Source organism: Bradyrhizobium cenepequi, from assembly GCF_020329485.1.
GTDB classification, from domain to species: domain Bacteria; phylum Pseudomonadota; class Alphaproteobacteria; order Rhizobiales; family Xanthobacteraceae; genus Bradyrhizobium; species Bradyrhizobium cenepequi.
This window is the reverse complement of sequence record NZ_JAGKJI010000003.1, coordinates 217,580-231,396: the sequence shown is the minus strand read 5'-3', so window position 1 is coordinate 231,396 and position 13,817 is coordinate 217,580. Positions and strand designations below refer to the sequence as shown.

The 13,817-nt window shown below is 61.1% G+C and carries 17 protein-coding genes; 9 read left to right on the top strand and 8 right to left on the bottom strand.

Going from position 1 to position 13,817, the window contains the following annotated elements; genetic code table 11:
• Positions 1-5 precede the first annotated feature (5 nt).
• The 3 genes from J6497_RS06515 (at position 6) to J6497_RS06505 (ending at position 1,303) form a co-directional block, all read left to right on the top strand.
• Positions 6-713 (top strand): YqcI/YcgG family protein, encoded by a 708-nt coding sequence (locus J6497_RS06515; protein WP_225703421.1) that lies wholly within the window; start codon positions 6-8, stop codon positions 711-713.
• Positions 710-1,030, top strand: a complete 321-nt coding sequence (locus J6497_RS06510) for a cupin domain-containing protein (RefSeq protein ID WP_225703420.1) — start codon at positions 710-712, stop codon at positions 1,028-1,030. Before J6497_RS06515 ends, J6497_RS06510 begins: the two co-directional genes overlap by 4 nt.
• A gap of 90 nt (positions 1,031-1,120) precedes the next feature.
• Positions 1,121-1,303 carry a hypothetical protein gene (locus J6497_RS06505; protein ID WP_225703419.1) on the top strand — a complete coding sequence of 61 codons (183 nt, stop codon included), beginning with the start codon at positions 1,121-1,123 and terminating at the stop codon, positions 1,301-1,303.
• Positions 1,304-1,385: 82 nt separating this feature from the next.
• On the opposite strand, the gene J6497_RS06500 is transcribed toward J6497_RS06505, so the two are convergent.
• Positions 1,386-2,648 (bottom strand): CaiB/BaiF CoA transferase family protein, encoded by a 1,263-nt coding sequence (locus J6497_RS06500; protein WP_225703418.1) that lies wholly within the window; start codon positions 2,646-2,648, stop codon positions 1,386-1,388.
• Between the two features lie 136 nt (positions 2,649-2,784).
• Here J6497_RS06500 and J6497_RS06495 point away from each other — a divergent pair, with 136 nt between their 5' ends.
• Complete coding sequence (locus J6497_RS06495) at positions 2,785-2,955, top strand: hypothetical protein (RefSeq protein ID WP_225703417.1); 171 nt, start codon at positions 2,785-2,787, stop codon at positions 2,953-2,955.
• A gap of 2 nt (positions 2,956-2,957) precedes the next feature.
• Positions 2,958-3,419, top strand: coding sequence for a BamA/TamA family outer membrane protein (locus J6497_RS06490; RefSeq protein ID WP_249793403.1), 462 nt, complete (start codon positions 2,958-2,960; stop codon positions 3,417-3,419).
• Here J6497_RS06490 and J6497_RS06485 read toward each other — a convergent pair.
• Entirely contained in the window at positions 3,400-3,975 is a 576-nt protein-coding gene (locus tag J6497_RS06485; RefSeq protein WP_225703415.1) for a DUF6456 domain-containing protein, read from the bottom strand. The genes J6497_RS06490 and J6497_RS06485 overlap by 20 nt on opposite strands.
• 99 nt (positions 3,976-4,074) lie before the next feature.
• Positions 4,075-4,608 carry a GcrA family cell cycle regulator gene (locus J6497_RS06480; RefSeq protein ID WP_225703414.1) on the bottom strand — a complete coding sequence of 178 codons (534 nt, stop codon included), beginning with the start codon at positions 4,606-4,608 and terminating at the stop codon, positions 4,075-4,077.
• A gap of 132 nt (positions 4,609-4,740) precedes the next feature.
• Here J6497_RS06480 and J6497_RS06475 point away from each other — a divergent pair, with 132 nt between their 5' ends.
• The 3 genes from J6497_RS06475 (at position 4,741) to J6497_RS06465 (ending at position 7,092) form a co-directional block, all read left to right on the top strand.
• A complete protein-coding gene (locus J6497_RS06475) occupies positions 4,741-5,379 on the top strand; it encodes a S24 family peptidase (protein WP_225703413.1) in 639 nt (212 codons plus the stop codon).
• 106 nt (positions 5,380-5,485) lie between these two features.
• Positions 5,486-5,761, top strand: a complete 276-nt coding sequence (locus J6497_RS06470) for a hypothetical protein (RefSeq protein WP_225703520.1) — start codon at positions 5,486-5,488, stop codon at positions 5,759-5,761.
• Between the two features lie 176 nt (positions 5,762-5,937).
• A complete protein-coding gene (locus J6497_RS06465) occupies positions 5,938-7,092 on the top strand; it encodes an OpgC domain-containing protein (protein ID WP_225703412.1) in 1,155 nt (384 codons plus the stop codon).
• 25 nt (positions 7,093-7,117) lie between these two features.
• Here the strand turns inward: J6497_RS06465 and cyoD are convergent, their stop codons facing one another.
• The 5 genes from cyoD to J6497_RS06440 all read right to left on the bottom strand — a co-directional run bounded on the left by cyoD (position 7,118) and on the right by J6497_RS06440 (position 12,583).
• Positions 7,118-7,507, bottom strand: a complete 390-nt coding sequence (gene cyoD, locus J6497_RS06460; protein WP_225703411.1) for a cytochrome o ubiquinol oxidase subunit IV — start codon at positions 7,505-7,507, stop codon at positions 7,118-7,120.
• A complete protein-coding gene (locus tag J6497_RS06455; RefSeq protein WP_225703410.1) occupies positions 7,504-8,154 on the bottom strand; it encodes a cytochrome (ubi)quinol oxidase subunit III in 651 nt (216 codons plus the stop codon). Before J6497_RS06455 ends, cyoD begins: the two co-directional genes overlap by 4 nt.
• 3 nt (positions 8,155-8,157) lie before the next feature.
• A complete protein-coding gene (gene cyoB / locus J6497_RS06450) occupies positions 8,158-10,155 on the bottom strand; it encodes a cytochrome o ubiquinol oxidase subunit I (protein WP_225703409.1) in 1,998 nt (665 codons plus the stop codon).
• Positions 10,145-10,978: a cytochrome ubiquinol oxidase subunit II gene (locus J6497_RS06445; RefSeq protein ID WP_225703408.1), complete on the bottom strand. Its 834-nt coding sequence runs from the start codon at positions 10,976-10,978 to the stop codon at positions 10,145-10,147. Before J6497_RS06445 ends, cyoB begins: the two co-directional genes overlap by 11 nt.
• A 372-nt stretch (positions 10,979-11,350) precedes the next feature.
• Positions 11,351-12,583, bottom strand: a complete 1,233-nt coding sequence (locus J6497_RS06440; protein WP_225703407.1) for an acetyl-CoA C-acetyltransferase — start codon at positions 12,581-12,583, stop codon at positions 11,351-11,353.
• A 185-nt stretch (positions 12,584-12,768) separates the two neighbouring features.
• Here J6497_RS06440 and J6497_RS06435 point away from each other — a divergent pair, with 185 nt between their 5' ends.
• The gene (locus J6497_RS06435) at positions 12,769-13,800 is read left to right on the top strand and encodes a TRAP transporter substrate-binding protein (RefSeq protein WP_225703406.1); all 1,032 of its coding nucleotides are present in this window, start codon (positions 12,769-12,771) and stop codon (positions 13,798-13,800) included.
• Positions 13,801-13,817: the final 17 nt, after the last annotated feature.

Below are 13,817 nucleotides of genomic sequence, written 5' to 3'. Positions count from 1 at the left end.
TTGCGGTGAGCAGCTGGCAAAGCGTGATGTTCGCCGAGTTCGAGGCCCAGATGAGCAGTGAAGCGAGGCCGTTCCCCTGCGTGTTCGGCGTAGCCGGTTATCGCCAGGACCAGCTCCGCTATCTGTTCCTCGATCCCTACGACGTCGAAGTGCTCGGAGAGCAACTCGCGCACTATGTCTCGCAGGCCCGCTCGTTCGGTCCCAATACGTCGTTGATCATGTTCACCAGGCCACGTCCGGTACAGACGCTGGACGCCTATTATCGCAAGATGTGGTCGACGCTCGACCAGCTTGCGCGGCTGGACAAGTCTCCCTGGCCGACCGACATCCCCGAACAGTTGGACGACCCGATGTGGGAGTTCTCCTTCGCCGGCGAACCGATCTTCGTGGTGTGCACCACGCCTGCGCATGTGATGCGCCAGAGCCGCCGCTCCAGCGCGTTCATGCTTACCTTCCAGCCGCGATGGGTATTCGCGAAGATCCTGGGAACGGAAAAGGCGGCCAATGCGGCGTTTGCGGAAGTGCGTAAGCGGCTCATTCCCTACGACAGCACAAGTCCCTCGCCGCTGCTCGGACGCTACGGCGCAACCGATGGCCGCGAGTATCAGCAATATTTCCTGCTCGACGACAACCATTCCGTAGCGGGCTGTCCATTCGCCAAGCTCGCGCAGAACAAGTCGGCTCACACCAGCAACACGGAGCAAGCGGCATGACCAGGATTGTTACAGGTCAGAAGACCGAATTCGCGATCGATCCGGCGATCCTCAACCTGCTTCCGGAGCAGGGCTCGATCGAATTGCAGCACGACGCTGCGGGCAAGATCCACAGCTTCCACACCCATCCGGTCGACGAGATCCTGATGATTATCAGCGGCAGGCTCAACTTCACCTGGGATGGCGGCGAGCGCATCGTCAGCGCCGGTGACACCATCTTCCTCCCGGCCGGCACGGTCCACCAATCGGAAGCGCTGGAAGGCGGTGCGGTCTATGCCATCGCGACCCAGCCACCGGCCAACCTGGCGCGGAACTGATCGTCTCGCTCGATGGAGCTCCGAGCCATCTATTGCAGCTCCGCAACACCACTGGGATTGTTCAACCGCATATTGAGAGAGGAAGAATTTATGGCATATCCAGGCAAACGCGACGGCTTGGCGAAGAAGGTTGAGACGGCCGCGCAGGAGGCCGAACGCCTCGGTCTGACCACGGCTACCTTGATACTCCGTATGGCACGCCTCGAGATCGATCGAGCCGAGCACAAGGAATCGGACGAGCGTCCAAACAATCTCCGCAGCCAGCCGAACTGAAGCTGCGGCTTGGCAGGTTCGCAGAGCAGATCAGCCCAAGGATAGAGATCGCCCCAGGCTGGTCCGCCGGACGACGGACCGCTCAGTCTGCCTTCCCCGTCTTCCCGAACGCACCAGCTTCGGCCAGCGTTGCGATACGGCGGTCGTCATAGCCGAGCGTATCGCGCAGCACGTCTCCGGTGTGCTGGCCGAGCAGCGGCGCAGCAACAGGATCGACGGTCGGCGTAACGCCCATCCCGATCGGCGGCTCGATGTTCGGAACAAAGCCGGCGGTCGGGTGCGGAATCCTGCTGAGGCGATCACGGTCGCGCACTTCCGGCGCGTTGAACCCCTGCTCGACCGTGCGCAGATAGCCGACGGGAATATTGGCCTTCTTCATCTTTGCCATCCAGTTTTCGAGCCGGTCGGTGGCAAAGATGCCGGCAATGATCGCGCGCAGCTTCTCCCTGTTTGCGGTCCGGTTCTTGCGATGCGCGAAATCGGGATGGGTGATGAGATCTGGTCGGTCGAACACTTCGGTGACGAGGCGACGGTACAGGCGGTCGTTGGCGCAGGCCATGTAGAGCGGACCATCGGCGGCCTGATAGAGGCCGACCGTCGGCGAACCGTTCGGAGAATTGCCGAAGCGGCCGGGGTTCTGGCCGCTGATCAGATAGGCCATGCCGTAGAATCCGGTCATGGCCACCGCCATGTCGATCAGCGCGACCTCGACATGCTGGCCGCGACCGAGCCGGTCGCGTGCCAGCAATGCAAGCAGGATCGCATTGCAGGCCGACATGCCGGTCGCCATGTCGACGATCGGCGGCCCGGTCCTCACCGGCTCGCCGTCGGGAAAGCCGTTCAGCGACATGAACCCGCTTTCGGCCTGCGTGATCGGATCGAAGCCCGGCCGCAAGGCAAATTCGCCCTTGCGGCCATAGGCCGAGATCGAGCAATAGATCAACCGCAGATTGCTCGGTGCGACCGAGGCATAGTCGAGGCCGAACTTCTTCATCACGCCGCCGGAAAAATTCTCCACCACGACATCAGCTTTGCTAATGAGCTCACGCACCACCTCGAGTGCGGCGGGATTGGTGAAATCGAGCGCAATACCCCGCTTGTTGCGATTCAGGCTGAGATAGGCCGCACTCTCGCCGCCGATTTCCGCATGTTCATAGGCGCGCGTGTCGTCGCCACCATCCGGATTTTCGATCTTGATGACCTTCGCGCCGAAGTCGGCAAGCGTCTGCGTACAAGCGGGACCAGCGACCACACGCGTGAAATCGATCACCAGCAGGCCATCGAGGGCGGTCGGTTCGCCCTTTGCGCGCGACGTGCGCTCGGGCAAGTGTGGTCCAGCGGTCATGGTTGGGCGCTTCCTCTTATTGTTGGTTGACGGGCAATGCCCACAATTTGTCGCCGAACGCGACGCCACGACGTTCTAGCGGAAGCACCGAGGTCAGGCCAAACCCGGATTTTGCAGGGCGGGATATCAGGCTGACATGGCTACCGACTTGGATGGGCAATATTCCGCAGCAAGAAAGCGTCTCTACTACCGCAGCAAGGGCTATGCCGATGCCAACGTTCGCCAGGATCTGGCCGGCCTCGGCGGCGACGTGAAGTTCCTGCGCACCTCCGAAGACGCCCGCTACTATCAGTCACCTCGCGGGTGACCATGGTGCGCGCTCAGGGCGGCTACGTCACCGGCTGGGGCGGTCAGCAGGTGCCGCCGATGAACAGCTTTTTCGGCGGCCCGACGATGGTCCGGGGTTTCACCACCAACGGCTTCGGCCCACGCGATCTGACGCCCGGCACCACCATGGATAACGTTGGCGGGAGCGCCTATTGGGCGACGACGGCCGAACTGCAGAGCGGAATTCCTGGCGTGCCCGACGAATACGGCCTCAGGGCATCGGCCTTCGTCGATGCCGGAAGTGTGTTCCGTTATACCGGTCCGACCAGCGTGGGCGGCACTGCGCTGCAAGTGGCTAACAAGAACGTCGTACGCTCCTCGGTTGGCATGGGCCTCACTTGGGCCTCCCCGTTCGGCGCCCTTACGGTGGACTATGCAGTGCCATTGACCAAGGCCGCCTATGATGTGGTGGAGCCGCATCGCTTCAGCGCTGGAGGCTTTTGACGGGAACGGGATGCGGCGTCGCAAAGCCGTAGATCAGCGCCAGCCGGTCGAGACATTCCTTGAGACGACGCGCAAAATAATCGTTCCAACGCTGCGTTCGCAGCCCCCGCCGCTCGCCGACCTGCTCCATTGTCATACCGAGAATCAGGACCTCGTGCACCAGTGCCGATCCGTCGGCACCGAGCTCGTGCTCGATCCGGTTGAGCCGCGATACCGCCTTGCGCTGAGCCTCGGTGATCGGCTCGCGCCGCGTGCCGCCGTCAACATATTCTCTTGTCGTGTCGACCGCGCGCGGTCCGCGCTCTGCCTTCTCCCAATCACTCTGAAACTCGCGGCCAGCCCGAAGCTGCGCATCATCGATCTGATGATGCGAATGCAGGCGTCCGAGCGGATCGTTGCGGATCGAACGCAGCGCGACGATTTTGTCCCCGGGCTCGAGCGCAAGGGGATCGTCGACCTCAACCGCAGCAACTTCAGCGTTGTAGGGCAGATCCTGTGCACGACGGTCATGCGCTGTTGCGGGATGATATGGCTTCTTGCGTTTGGCGCGCGGCATGGCTTGGCTCCTTCAAAGCAAAATTCGATCGGCGACCATCTCGCAGGCGGCAAGATGTGTCGTTTTGCAGGGTTGATGAGGTAGGAGGTGCGAAGGCGGCTATGCCGGCTCGCCCAGGTGCAGCGGTGCGACGCTCGGTGACGAGGCTGTCTCGAGCTCCGGGTTGCGGCTCAGGTGGAAATGGGGCGTGCAGTAGCTTGAGCCTGGCCGTCTCCGATGACCGCAGAAGGTGATGGGTTCGCCATCGCTGTCACCGCCATAGGGATATCGGCAGTCTCCGTGTTCAAGCTCCACCAGCGAAAGGTGGCGCGGCTCGATCTCGACGCAGCGGAGCTTGACCGGCGGCGCCTTCTCGAACATGGGCATCGGCCAAGGGAATTCGATCGATCTTGGCTCGCGTGGCTCGCTCGACCTGTTCAACTGCGGCACTGGCGTCAGCCGCGGCGGTGCTGGCGGCGAGCTGTCCGGCATCGTCAGACCGAGCCGCCTGGCACGGCCGATCGCGGCGCTTCTCGTATAGTCGGTGTTGAATCTGGCGTTGATCGCGTTGGCAATCTTCGCAAAGCTCATGCCTTGGGCAAAATATTCCCGCAGCGCGTCCGAATGTTCGGGCGCCCAGCCTGTCAGTTCCATTGTTGATGCTTGTCCTTCCCTTCGGCGCCGACGCCGCATCGCCAATTTCGGATATTCAGAAATTAAAGTCAAGCTTGATTTCTGATTATCAGAATTGCTATGGTCTCTCGCGGATTCGAGGAGGGATGCGCCATGCTGGACAACAGATTGATCGAGCGGGGACTGCAGAAGCCGGGCAAGACCAAGGGTGGGCTCGCGCAGGCGATGGGTGTTCGCCCTGGCGCGGTCTCCGAAATCCTGTCCGGGATACGCCAGATCAAGGCGTCGGAGATTGCACCGATCATGGAATATCTCGAGCTCAACTCGGTGCCGATCATGGGTCGTGTCGGCGCCGGCGCCTCGATCGAGCCGGAATATGAGCAAGTGCCGCCCGAAGGGCTCGGCGAAGTCGAGTTACCGTTCCCGATCGCAGAGGAAACCATCGCACTTGAAGTATCAGGCGATTCGATGCTGCCGAAATACGAGAATGGCGACATCATTGTCGTCTATCGCGAGCAGCGGCACCCCCTCTCGAGCTTCTATGGCGAAGAAGCGGCCGTTCGCTTGAAGACAGGCGAGCGTTATCTGAAGACGATCGAGCGCGGAAAGTCGCCGACGCTGGTCAACCTTACGAGTTTCAACGCCAAGCCGATCAACGGGGTGAAGCTCGAATGGATTGGCGAGATCTGCGTGACCTTACCGCGCGGACAAATCGAGCGCCTGCGCAGCAAGGCAGCCGCACGGTCCCGCAAAGCCGCCAAGGCGCTGGAGCCACGGAAGCCGGAGAAATAGGCGAAACCCGACTTCTGTTTTTCCGAAATCACACTTGACTTATTTCTGATCTTCGGAAATTATACGCCAATCGCTCCTGTCGAGAGAGGTGGCTGGTTTGGCCGACATGCAATACTTCGTCGTGATGATCGATTATGGCCGACGTGGCCGCGAGGCCGTCGTGGATCCCGAAATCACAAAGCGCGAAGTGATCGCGCGGGTTGCATCGGGCGAATATAGGAACATCAGCTTCATCCATGAAATCTCCGATTCGGCTGTCGAGGACGTGACGGCCGATATTCTCGCCGAGGCTGCCCTCCCCGATATCAGCGCTGATGAAGCCGATCTGCAGGCGAGCGCGTTCGACCATCGCCGAGACCTTCGCAAGCATGAGCAAGCCTGATCGGCCTCTCGCATGAATCGCGGTGGATCACATTCCAATTTCGAAAACGTGATCGTCCGCGGCTTTAATTCATCAATCGCGAACTAAATATTCCCCACGCAATGTCTATTCGGAGCAGCGGCGGGGCGCGATGGATTCGCGATTCGCTTCTCCGAACTTGTGAAGTCTTGCTCTCAATGAATCCATGTGTGAAGGCCGAGATCGCGGCACGCGACGGCGATCTACGCATCTTCCTTCTGCTCGGCATCGCGAATTGGTCCCTGTTCCTGGACCACATTCCGCATAACGCTGTCAGCGCGCTGACTTTGCGGAACTTTGGATTCAGCGGCGCAACCGAGCTGTTCGTATTTGTCATCGGTTATGCCGCTGCGATCATGTACGGGAAGGTCATTGTGGAACGCGGCTTCCTCGTGGGAGCGACTCGCGTCTTTAAGCGGGTATGGCAGCTCTACGCAGCCTACGTGGTGCTCTTCGTCATCTATGTCGACCTGATCGGATACGTCGCGGCCTGGTCCGCCGCGCCCGATCTCTTCGTTGAATTCAACATCACCGACTTCATCGAGCATCCAATTCGAGTTCTGATCCGTGGCCTGCTGCTACAGGCCAAGCCGCTCAACTTGGACGTATTGCAGCTCTCCATCGTCCTGATGGCGTTCCTTCCCGTCGTATTGTTCGGCATGACGCGCTGGCCACGCCTGACAATGATTGGATCCATTGCGCTCTATCTGTTGGCGCGCCACTTCGAGTGGAACCTGACCGCCTTTCCGGAGGGACGCTGGTATCTCAACCCGTTCTGCTGGCAATTGCTGTTTGTGCTGGGCATCTGGTTCGCGGTCGGTGGCGCGGGAGACGCGCATGCGATCCGCGCGATGCAGAAGCTTCCAGCCTTGCGTGCCACCGCATTGATCTATTTGCTCGTGGCCTTGGCGGTCATGTCGGCCGGGAAATCGCTCGCCCTGGCGGAGATGATACCCAACTCGGTGCTCGATGCGTTTCCGCCCAACGACAAGGAGAACCTCGCTCCCTATCGGGTGTTGCACCTGCTGGCGATGGCATTCTTCTTCACCATGCTGGTACCTCGCGACTGGTACGGACTTCAATTGCGGGCCCCGCAGCCCCTCATCAAATGCGGCGGGCAATGGCTCGCGGTCTTTTGCTCCGGCATCTTCCTTTCATTTGCCGGGCACCTGGTGCTGATCACTGGCCCCAAATCACTGGCGATGCAGCTGCTGGTCAGCGCCGCCGGCATCCTCGGTATGACCTGCGTCGCCTATTACGCGTGCTGGTCGAAGCGGCAGGATCAGAAATCCTCGGTTGGCGTGCGATCCTGACTGACGGACCATGGGGCCGTGCACGCTAGCGCTGCATTTGCATGATCTGGTCCATCGGCACCATGTTCTGATTGAGGTTCGCCATGATCCATAGCGAGCCGCCGATCACCAGGAAAACGATCAGCATGCCGAAGGCAAGCGCCATCACGTTGTTGGTGTTGTCGGGTCCGGTCGTGAGGTGAAGGAAAAAGACGAGATGCACGCCCATCTGGGCGATCGCGAGCACGATGATGGCGACGGGAATGCTCGGCTGCCAGACCAGGTCGGTGCCGGCAATAAAGAACGAGGTTGCCGTCAGCAGGAGCGCAAGGCCGAGGCCGGTGACATAGCCGAGTACGCGCAGGCCGACGCCGCCCTCACCTTCGTCGCCCGGCGCCAGATCGATGCGGTGCTGTTCCGAAATCTGATCGCTCATGGCTTGCTCCCGAGCAGATAGACCACCGAAAATACCGCAACCCAGATGATATCGAGCGCGTGCCAGAACAGCGCAAAGCACATGATGCGCCGCCCAATGTCGGCCCGAAACCCCTTCGCGAACACCTGCGCCATCATTGTCAGTAGCCAGAGGATGCCGGCAGAGACATGCAGGCCATGGCAGCCGACCAGACTGAAGAACGCCGTCAGGAATGCGCTGCGTGTCGGCCCCGCACCGCGTGCAACCAAATCCGCAAACTCGCGCGCCTCGAGGTACAGGAAGGCCAGGCCGAGGACGCAGGTCGCCGCCATGCCCACCTGGAACCAGAGCTTGTTTCGAATATCGGCCGCGATGTTGGCGAGGCCGCAAGTGAAGCTCGACAGCAACAGAAGGACGGTCTCGACCGCGACCCGCCTGAGATCGAACAGTTCGGAGCCCTTCGGCCCTCCTGCGGTCTGGTCTACCAGGACCGCGTAGGTCGCGAAGAAGCACGAGAACATGACGATGTCGCTAAGCAGGAATATCCAGAAGCCGAAGCCCGTGACGATCCGCTTCGGCGCTGGCCCCTCGTGCACGACCGCCGCATGTGGGATGCCGCGCAGACGATGCGGGTCGGGATGTGCATATGCCAGCGTCGTGTCGGCCATGGCTCAGGCCTCCGCAAGACTGGTCATGGCGCGCCGCTCCTCGACATTGGCGCGGTCGATGCGCGCCACCTCGTTCGCCGAGATGACGTATTCGTCATGGTCGCGCCATGCGAATGCGACGAAGGTAGTGAAGGCGCCGATCGCGCCGGCCGCGACCATCCACCAGATGTGCCAGATCAACGCAAAGCCCATAATGGTCGCGAAGAAGGCGCACACGAAGCCGGTCGGGGAATTGCGCGGCATCTCGATGTCCTTATAGTCCGGCTCGCGCTTCCCGAGGCTCTGCTGCTTGGCATGTACCTTCAGTGACCAGTAGGCATCTTCCCCGGTCACGTCAGGTGGAATCGCGAAATTGAACACTGGCGGCGGCGAGGCCGTTGCCCATTCCAGCGAGCGCCCGTCCCAGGGATCGCCAGTGCGGTCGCGCAACTCTTCGCGATGCCGAATGCTCACCACAAGCTGCATGATCTGGAAGACGATCCCGATCAGGATGATGACGGCGCCGGCCGCAGCGATCAGGAGCCAAGGCCGCCATTCCGGAACGTCGTAGTGCTGCATTCGCCGCGTCATGCCGAGAAAGCCGACCGCATAGAGCGGCATGAACGCAACGTAGAACCCAATCAGCCAGCACCAGAACGCCGCCTTGCCGAGTCCCTCATGCAGGCGGAATCCGAACGCCTTCGGAAACCAGTAGGCATAGCCCGCGAAAGCGCCGAACAGCACGCCGCCGATGATCACGTTGTGGAAATGCGCGACCAGGAACAGGCTGTTGTGAAGCAGGAAGTCCGCCGGCGGCACGGCGACCAGCACGCCAGTGAGGCCACCAAGGATGAACGTCACCATGAATCCGATCGCCCACAGCATCGGCGTATCGAAGCGGATCCGTCCACCATACATCGTGAACAGCCAATTGTAGATCTTCACGCCGGTCGGCACCGCGATGATCATGCTGGCGATCCCAAATATCGCATTGACGGTGGGACCGGCGCCCATGGTGAAGAAATGATGCAGCCACACCATGAAGGAGATGACACAGATCGCCATGGTCGCGAGCACCATCGAGCGGTATCCGAACAGCGGCTTGCCCGAAAACGTCGAGACCACCTCAGAGAAGATTCCGAACGCAGGCAACACCAGGATGTAGACCTCCGGGTGGCCCCACGCCCAGATCAGGTTCATGAACATCATCACGTTGCCGCCGGCCTCATTGGTGAAGAAATGGAAGCCGAAATAGCGATCGAGAATCAGCATCGCCAGCGTTGCTGTGAGGATCGGAAACGCCGCCACGATCAGGAGATTTGAGGCGAGCGTGGTCCAGCAGAACATCGGCATGCGCAAATATGTCATGCCCCTGGTGCGCAGCTTCAGCACGGTGGTGACGAGATTGATGCCGGCAACGAGCGTGCCGACGCCGGAGATCTGGAGCGCCCAGAGATAATAGTCGACGCCCACACCCGGAGAATAAGTGAGTTCCGACAGCGGCGGATAAGGCAGCCATCCGGTGCGCGCGAACTCGCCTACCACGAGCGAGATGTTGACCAGCAGCGCGCCTGTCGCCGTGAGCCAGAAGCCGACGGAATTCAGGGTCGGAAACGCCACGTCGCGCACGCCGAGTTGCAGCGGCACCACCAGATTCATCAACCCGATCACGAATGGCATCGCCACGAAGAAGATCATGATGGTGCCGTGCGCGGAGAAGATCTGGTTATAGTGCTCCGGCGGCAAATAGCCTTGCGACTGGAACGCAACCGCCTGCTGCGACCGCATCATCAGCGCGTCGGAAAATCCGCGCAGCAGCATAACCATGGCGAGCAAGGTGTACATGACACCGATCCGCTTGTGGTCGACGCTGGTGATCCATTCGCGCCAGAGATATGGCAGGTGGCCGGCAAGGACGACCCAAGCGAGAACGCCGAGAATGACGAGCGCGACCACCCCAGAGGCGATCATCGGAATCGGCTGATCGATCGGAATGGCGGACCAGCTCAGCTTACCGAACATCATGGTCTCCGATATGCGGCTGGACGCTTTCCGAGGTCAGCTTCGGTCCTGGACCAGCGGGTATCTGCTGGGTCACGATGGCGTGGAACAGCCGCGGATCTTCGAGCCGATAGGTCGATGTCGCCGTCTCGACTGATTGCTGGGCGAGCTTTCCATAGCTCTCCGCGTTCAAGACACGATCCGTCTGGGCCGTTCGTGCAACCCAATCAGGAAACTCAAGCTGCGGTACGACCTGAACGTCGAACATCATATTGGGAAAACCATCCCCGCTGAAATGGGATGACAGGCCCTGAAGGGTGCCTGGATTGTCGGCCCGCAGCTTCAACCGCGTCATCATGCCATTCATCGTGTAGATCATGCTGCCAAGCTGCGGGATGAAGAACGCATTCATCACGCTGCCAGAGGTCAGTTCAAGATCGAGGGGAGAGCCAACGGGCACCGTCAACGTGTTGACCGTCGCAATCCTCTGGTCCGGGTAGATGAAGAGCCATTTCCAATCGAGCGACACGACCTGGATACGAACCGGCGCGCCGGTCCCATCAATCGGCCGGGCAGGATCCAGTTGATGCGATCCGATCCATGCGACGCCGCCGAGCAGGATAATCGTCAGCGTCGGGATCGACCACACGACGAGCTCGAGGCGGCCGGAATACGCCCAATGAGGTTGATAGGTTGCCCGTGGATTGGACTCGCGAAACCAGAATGCAAAGGCAAAGATGGCAGCGATGGTCGGCAGGACGATCGCCAGCATGATCCCGATCGAATCGATCAGAATTGTCTTCTGGGCAGCGGCGATCGGACCTTGCGGATCGAGGATGTTCATCGCGAAGCCGTGACGTTGTTACTGCGAGGGCGTGTTGGAACGACACTTCAGCGGACAAGGATCGCCTTGGTCGGGAGCCAGGCAACGGCTTGCCGCAGCCGGGGTCCCGACAGGAAGATTATCGTAATGAGTTTAGAGCTTCATCCCGGAATTGTCCGATCAAATTTCACTCCCCCCGCGGCGATCCGCGGCCAGATCGTTCATTTTGAAAAAGGGTCGGCAGTTCTGCTGGCGCAATATTTGGCGCTCGTCATGATCGGGCCTCAGATCGAGTCGCGTGCTGGTTTCGGCTCTGACTCGATCAGAATCGAAAGCGCTTTACCGAAGACGTGGCACACGAGCTGCAGTTTCGCCGTGCTTGAATCGTCCCCGTCATACCCGCTCGATGATGATTGCGGGCGCCATGCCGCCGGCGGCACACATCGTCACCAGACCGCGCTTGAGATCACGCCGCTCCAGCTCGTCCAGCATCGTGCCGATCAGGATCGAGCCGGTCGCGCCGATCGGATGACCGAGCGCGATCGCGCCGCCATTGACGTTGACCTTCTCGCGATCGAGCTTGAGGTCGCGGATGAATTTCTCTGCGACCACGGCAAAGGCTTCGTTGATCTCGAACAGGTCGATGTCGTCGAGCGTCAGCCCGGCCTTGGCCAGCACCTTGCGTGCCGCCGGCACCGGCGCGTTCAGCATCAACGTCGGCGAATCCCCCATATTGGCCATCGCGACCACGCGCGCCCGCGGCTTCAGGCCGTGGCTCCTGGCGTAGTTGGGCGATGCCAACAGGATCGCGGCGGAGCCGTCGACCACGCCGGACGAATTTCCCGCGTGATGGACAAAGTCGATGTCGAGATAGGGATATTTCTCCACGATCAGCTTGCGATAGGTCGTGCCCTTGTCATCGAGGGCATAATCGGCGATCGCCGGAAAGGCAGGCTTCAGCGCCGCGAGCCCTTCCAGCGTGGTCTGCGGCCGCGGATATTCCTCCTTGTCGAGCGCAAGCGTGCCATCCTCGCGATAGACCGGAACCAGGCTCTTGTCGAAATGGCCGCCTTTGATCGCGGCTGCCGCACGTTTCTGGCTCTCCACCCCGAATTCGTCGACATCCCGTCGCGTGATGCCCTCGAGCGTCGCCACCGCGTCGGCGCAGACGCCTTGGTGCGATTGCGGATGCCTTGCGCGCAGGCGAAGATTGCCGGCATCCATCATGAACGGCCCCTCGCCGCGCCGCCCCTCCATCGACATCATTTCCGTGCCGCCGGCGATCACGAGATCCTCGGAGCCCGACATGATCGCAGCGGCGGCCATGTTGACGCTGGTGATGCCGGAACCGCAGAAGCGATCGAGCGTGACGCCACTCGCCTTCACGTCGTAGCCGGCATCCAGCGCCGACATGCGGCCGAGATCGCCGCTCTGCGCGCCGCGCTGGGAACTGGTGCCCCAGATGATGTCGTCGACATCTGCGGTATCGATGCCGGTGCGATCGGCCAGCGTGCGCAGCACCGTGGCGCCGAGCTGCTGCGGATGGATGCCTGACAGCGCGCCTTTGCCCGCCTTGCCGATGCCTCGCGGCGTCCTGCATGCATCAATGATCAGCGCGTCAACCATGGTGTGTTCCTCGTGATGTTGGTTGGTGCATTTGCGGCCGATCCCTCCGCAAAGTCAATTCGCGCCCGCGCGGGCCGCGCTTTCCGGTTGTGGCGGTTAGCGTCTTCAGCTTGCGCGCCGTTCTTGACGATCAATTTCGTTTATGCGCAGCTACTTCCAACAACAACACGTCTCAGGGAGGATATATGGTAGCGATCGGGCGGACCCTTGTCGGTTGCGCTTTCCTGGCTGCATCGACAGTTCTGGCGCAGGCCGCCGAACCGCTTCACCTGCGGGTGGCGGATTCCTTTCCAAAGGGCCATTACCTCGTCAAGCTCGTCCTCGAGCCCTGGATGGAGGAGGTCAAGAAGCGCACCAACAACGCGGTGACCTTCGAGCACTATCCGGCGCAGCAGCTTGGCAAGGCCGCCGACATGCTGAAGCTGACGCAGACCGGTGTCGCCGATATTGGCTATGTCGCGCCGGCCTATGTCTCCGACAAAATGCCGGTGTCGGAAGTCGCGATGCTGCCGGGCGCGTTTGAGCACTCCTGCCAGGGGACGCTGGCCTATTGGAAGCTCGCGCGGAACGGCGTCATTGCGCAGCAGGATTATACCGCCAACAATATCCGCCTGCTGCTCGCGGTCAGCCTGCCGCAATATCGCATCTTCACCGTCAAGCAGCCGGTCAAGGATGTCGGCGATGTCGCCGGCCTGAAGCTGCGTTCCACGGGCGGCGCGCAGGACCTCACGCTGCGCGCGATTGGCGCGGTGCCGGTGCGCATGGCAGCGCCCGATGCCTATGAATCGCTGTCGCGCGGCACCATGGACGGGCTCCTGTTCCCGCTCGAAAGCGTGGTCGCCTATGGCGCCGACAAGCTCGTGAAATACTCGACCGATGGATTGGGCTTTGCCAGTTTCGTCGTCGCCTATTCGATCAGCGAAACCGTCTGGAAGAAGCTTTCGCCCGAAGTGCAGAAGGCGATGGTCGATGTCGCCGAGGAGATCATTCCCTCCGCTTGCCAGCAGGTCCAGAAATCGGACGACGAGACCAAGAGATCGATGGAGGCCGCAGGCGTCAAGTTCGAGACGCTGTCGCCTGACGCCAGCGCGAAATTCAAGAACCTGATGAAGGGCGTCGGCAAGACCTGGTCGGAAGGCCTCGACGCGCGCGGCAAGCGCGGCAGCGAGGCGCTGAAGGAGTTTGACGCCGCAGTGGCGGCCGTTCCGGCCAAGTAAACTCGGGGGAGCTAATT

What these genes read in the sequence shown, in the direction of transcription:
- J6497_RS06510 (WP_225703420.1), top strand. Translation starts at nt 710, where the DNA reads ATGACCAGGATTGTTACAGGTCAGAAGACCGAATTCGCGATCGATCCG.
- J6497_RS06505 (WP_225703419.1), top strand. Translation starts at nt 1,121, where the DNA reads ATGGCATATCCAGGCAAACGCGACGGCTTGGCGAAGAAGGTTGAGACG.
- J6497_RS06500 (WP_225703418.1), bottom strand. Translation starts at nt 2,648, where the DNA reads ATGACCGCTGGACCACACTTGCCCGAGCGCACGTCGCGCGCAAAGGGC.
- J6497_RS06495 (WP_225703417.1), top strand. Translation starts at nt 2,785, where the DNA reads ATGGCTACCGACTTGGATGGGCAATATTCCGCAGCAAGAAAGCGTCTC.
- J6497_RS06490 (WP_249793403.1), top strand. Translation starts at nt 2,958, where the DNA reads ATGGTGCGCGCTCAGGGCGGCTACGTCACCGGCTGGGGCGGTCAGCAG.
- J6497_RS06485 (WP_225703415.1), bottom strand. Translation starts at nt 3,975, where the DNA reads ATGCCGCGCGCCAAACGCAAGAAGCCATATCATCCCGCAACAGCGCAT.
- J6497_RS06480 (WP_225703414.1), bottom strand. Translation starts at nt 4,608, where the DNA reads ATGGAACTGACAGGCTGGGCGCCCGAACATTCGGACGCGCTGCGGGAA.
- J6497_RS06475 (WP_225703413.1), top strand. Translation starts at nt 4,741, where the DNA reads ATGCTGGACAACAGATTGATCGAGCGGGGACTGCAGAAGCCGGGCAAG.
- J6497_RS06470 (WP_225703520.1), top strand. Translation starts at nt 5,486, where the DNA reads ATGCAATACTTCGTCGTGATGATCGATTATGGCCGACGTGGCCGCGAG.
- J6497_RS06465 (WP_225703412.1), top strand. Translation starts at nt 5,938, where the DNA reads ATGAATCCATGTGTGAAGGCCGAGATCGCGGCACGCGACGGCGATCTA.
- cyoD (WP_225703411.1), bottom strand. Translation starts at nt 7,507, where the DNA reads ATGAGCGATCAGATTTCGGAACAGCACCGCATCGATCTGGCGCCGGGC.
- J6497_RS06455 (WP_225703410.1), bottom strand. Translation starts at nt 8,154, where the DNA reads ATGGCCGACACGACGCTGGCATATGCACATCCCGACCCGCATCGTCTG.
- cyoB (WP_225703409.1), bottom strand. Translation starts at nt 10,155, where the DNA reads ATGTTCGGTAAGCTGAGCTGGTCCGCCATTCCGATCGATCAGCCGATT.
- J6497_RS06445 (WP_225703408.1), bottom strand. Translation starts at nt 10,978, where the DNA reads ATGAACATCCTCGATCCGCAAGGTCCGATCGCCGCTGCCCAGAAGACA.
- J6497_RS06440 (WP_225703407.1), bottom strand. Translation starts at nt 12,583, where the DNA reads ATGGTTGACGCGCTGATCATTGATGCATGCAGGACGCCGCGAGGCATC.
- J6497_RS06435 (WP_225703406.1), top strand. Translation starts at nt 12,769, where the DNA reads ATGGTAGCGATCGGGCGGACCCTTGTCGGTTGCGCTTTCCTGGCTGCA.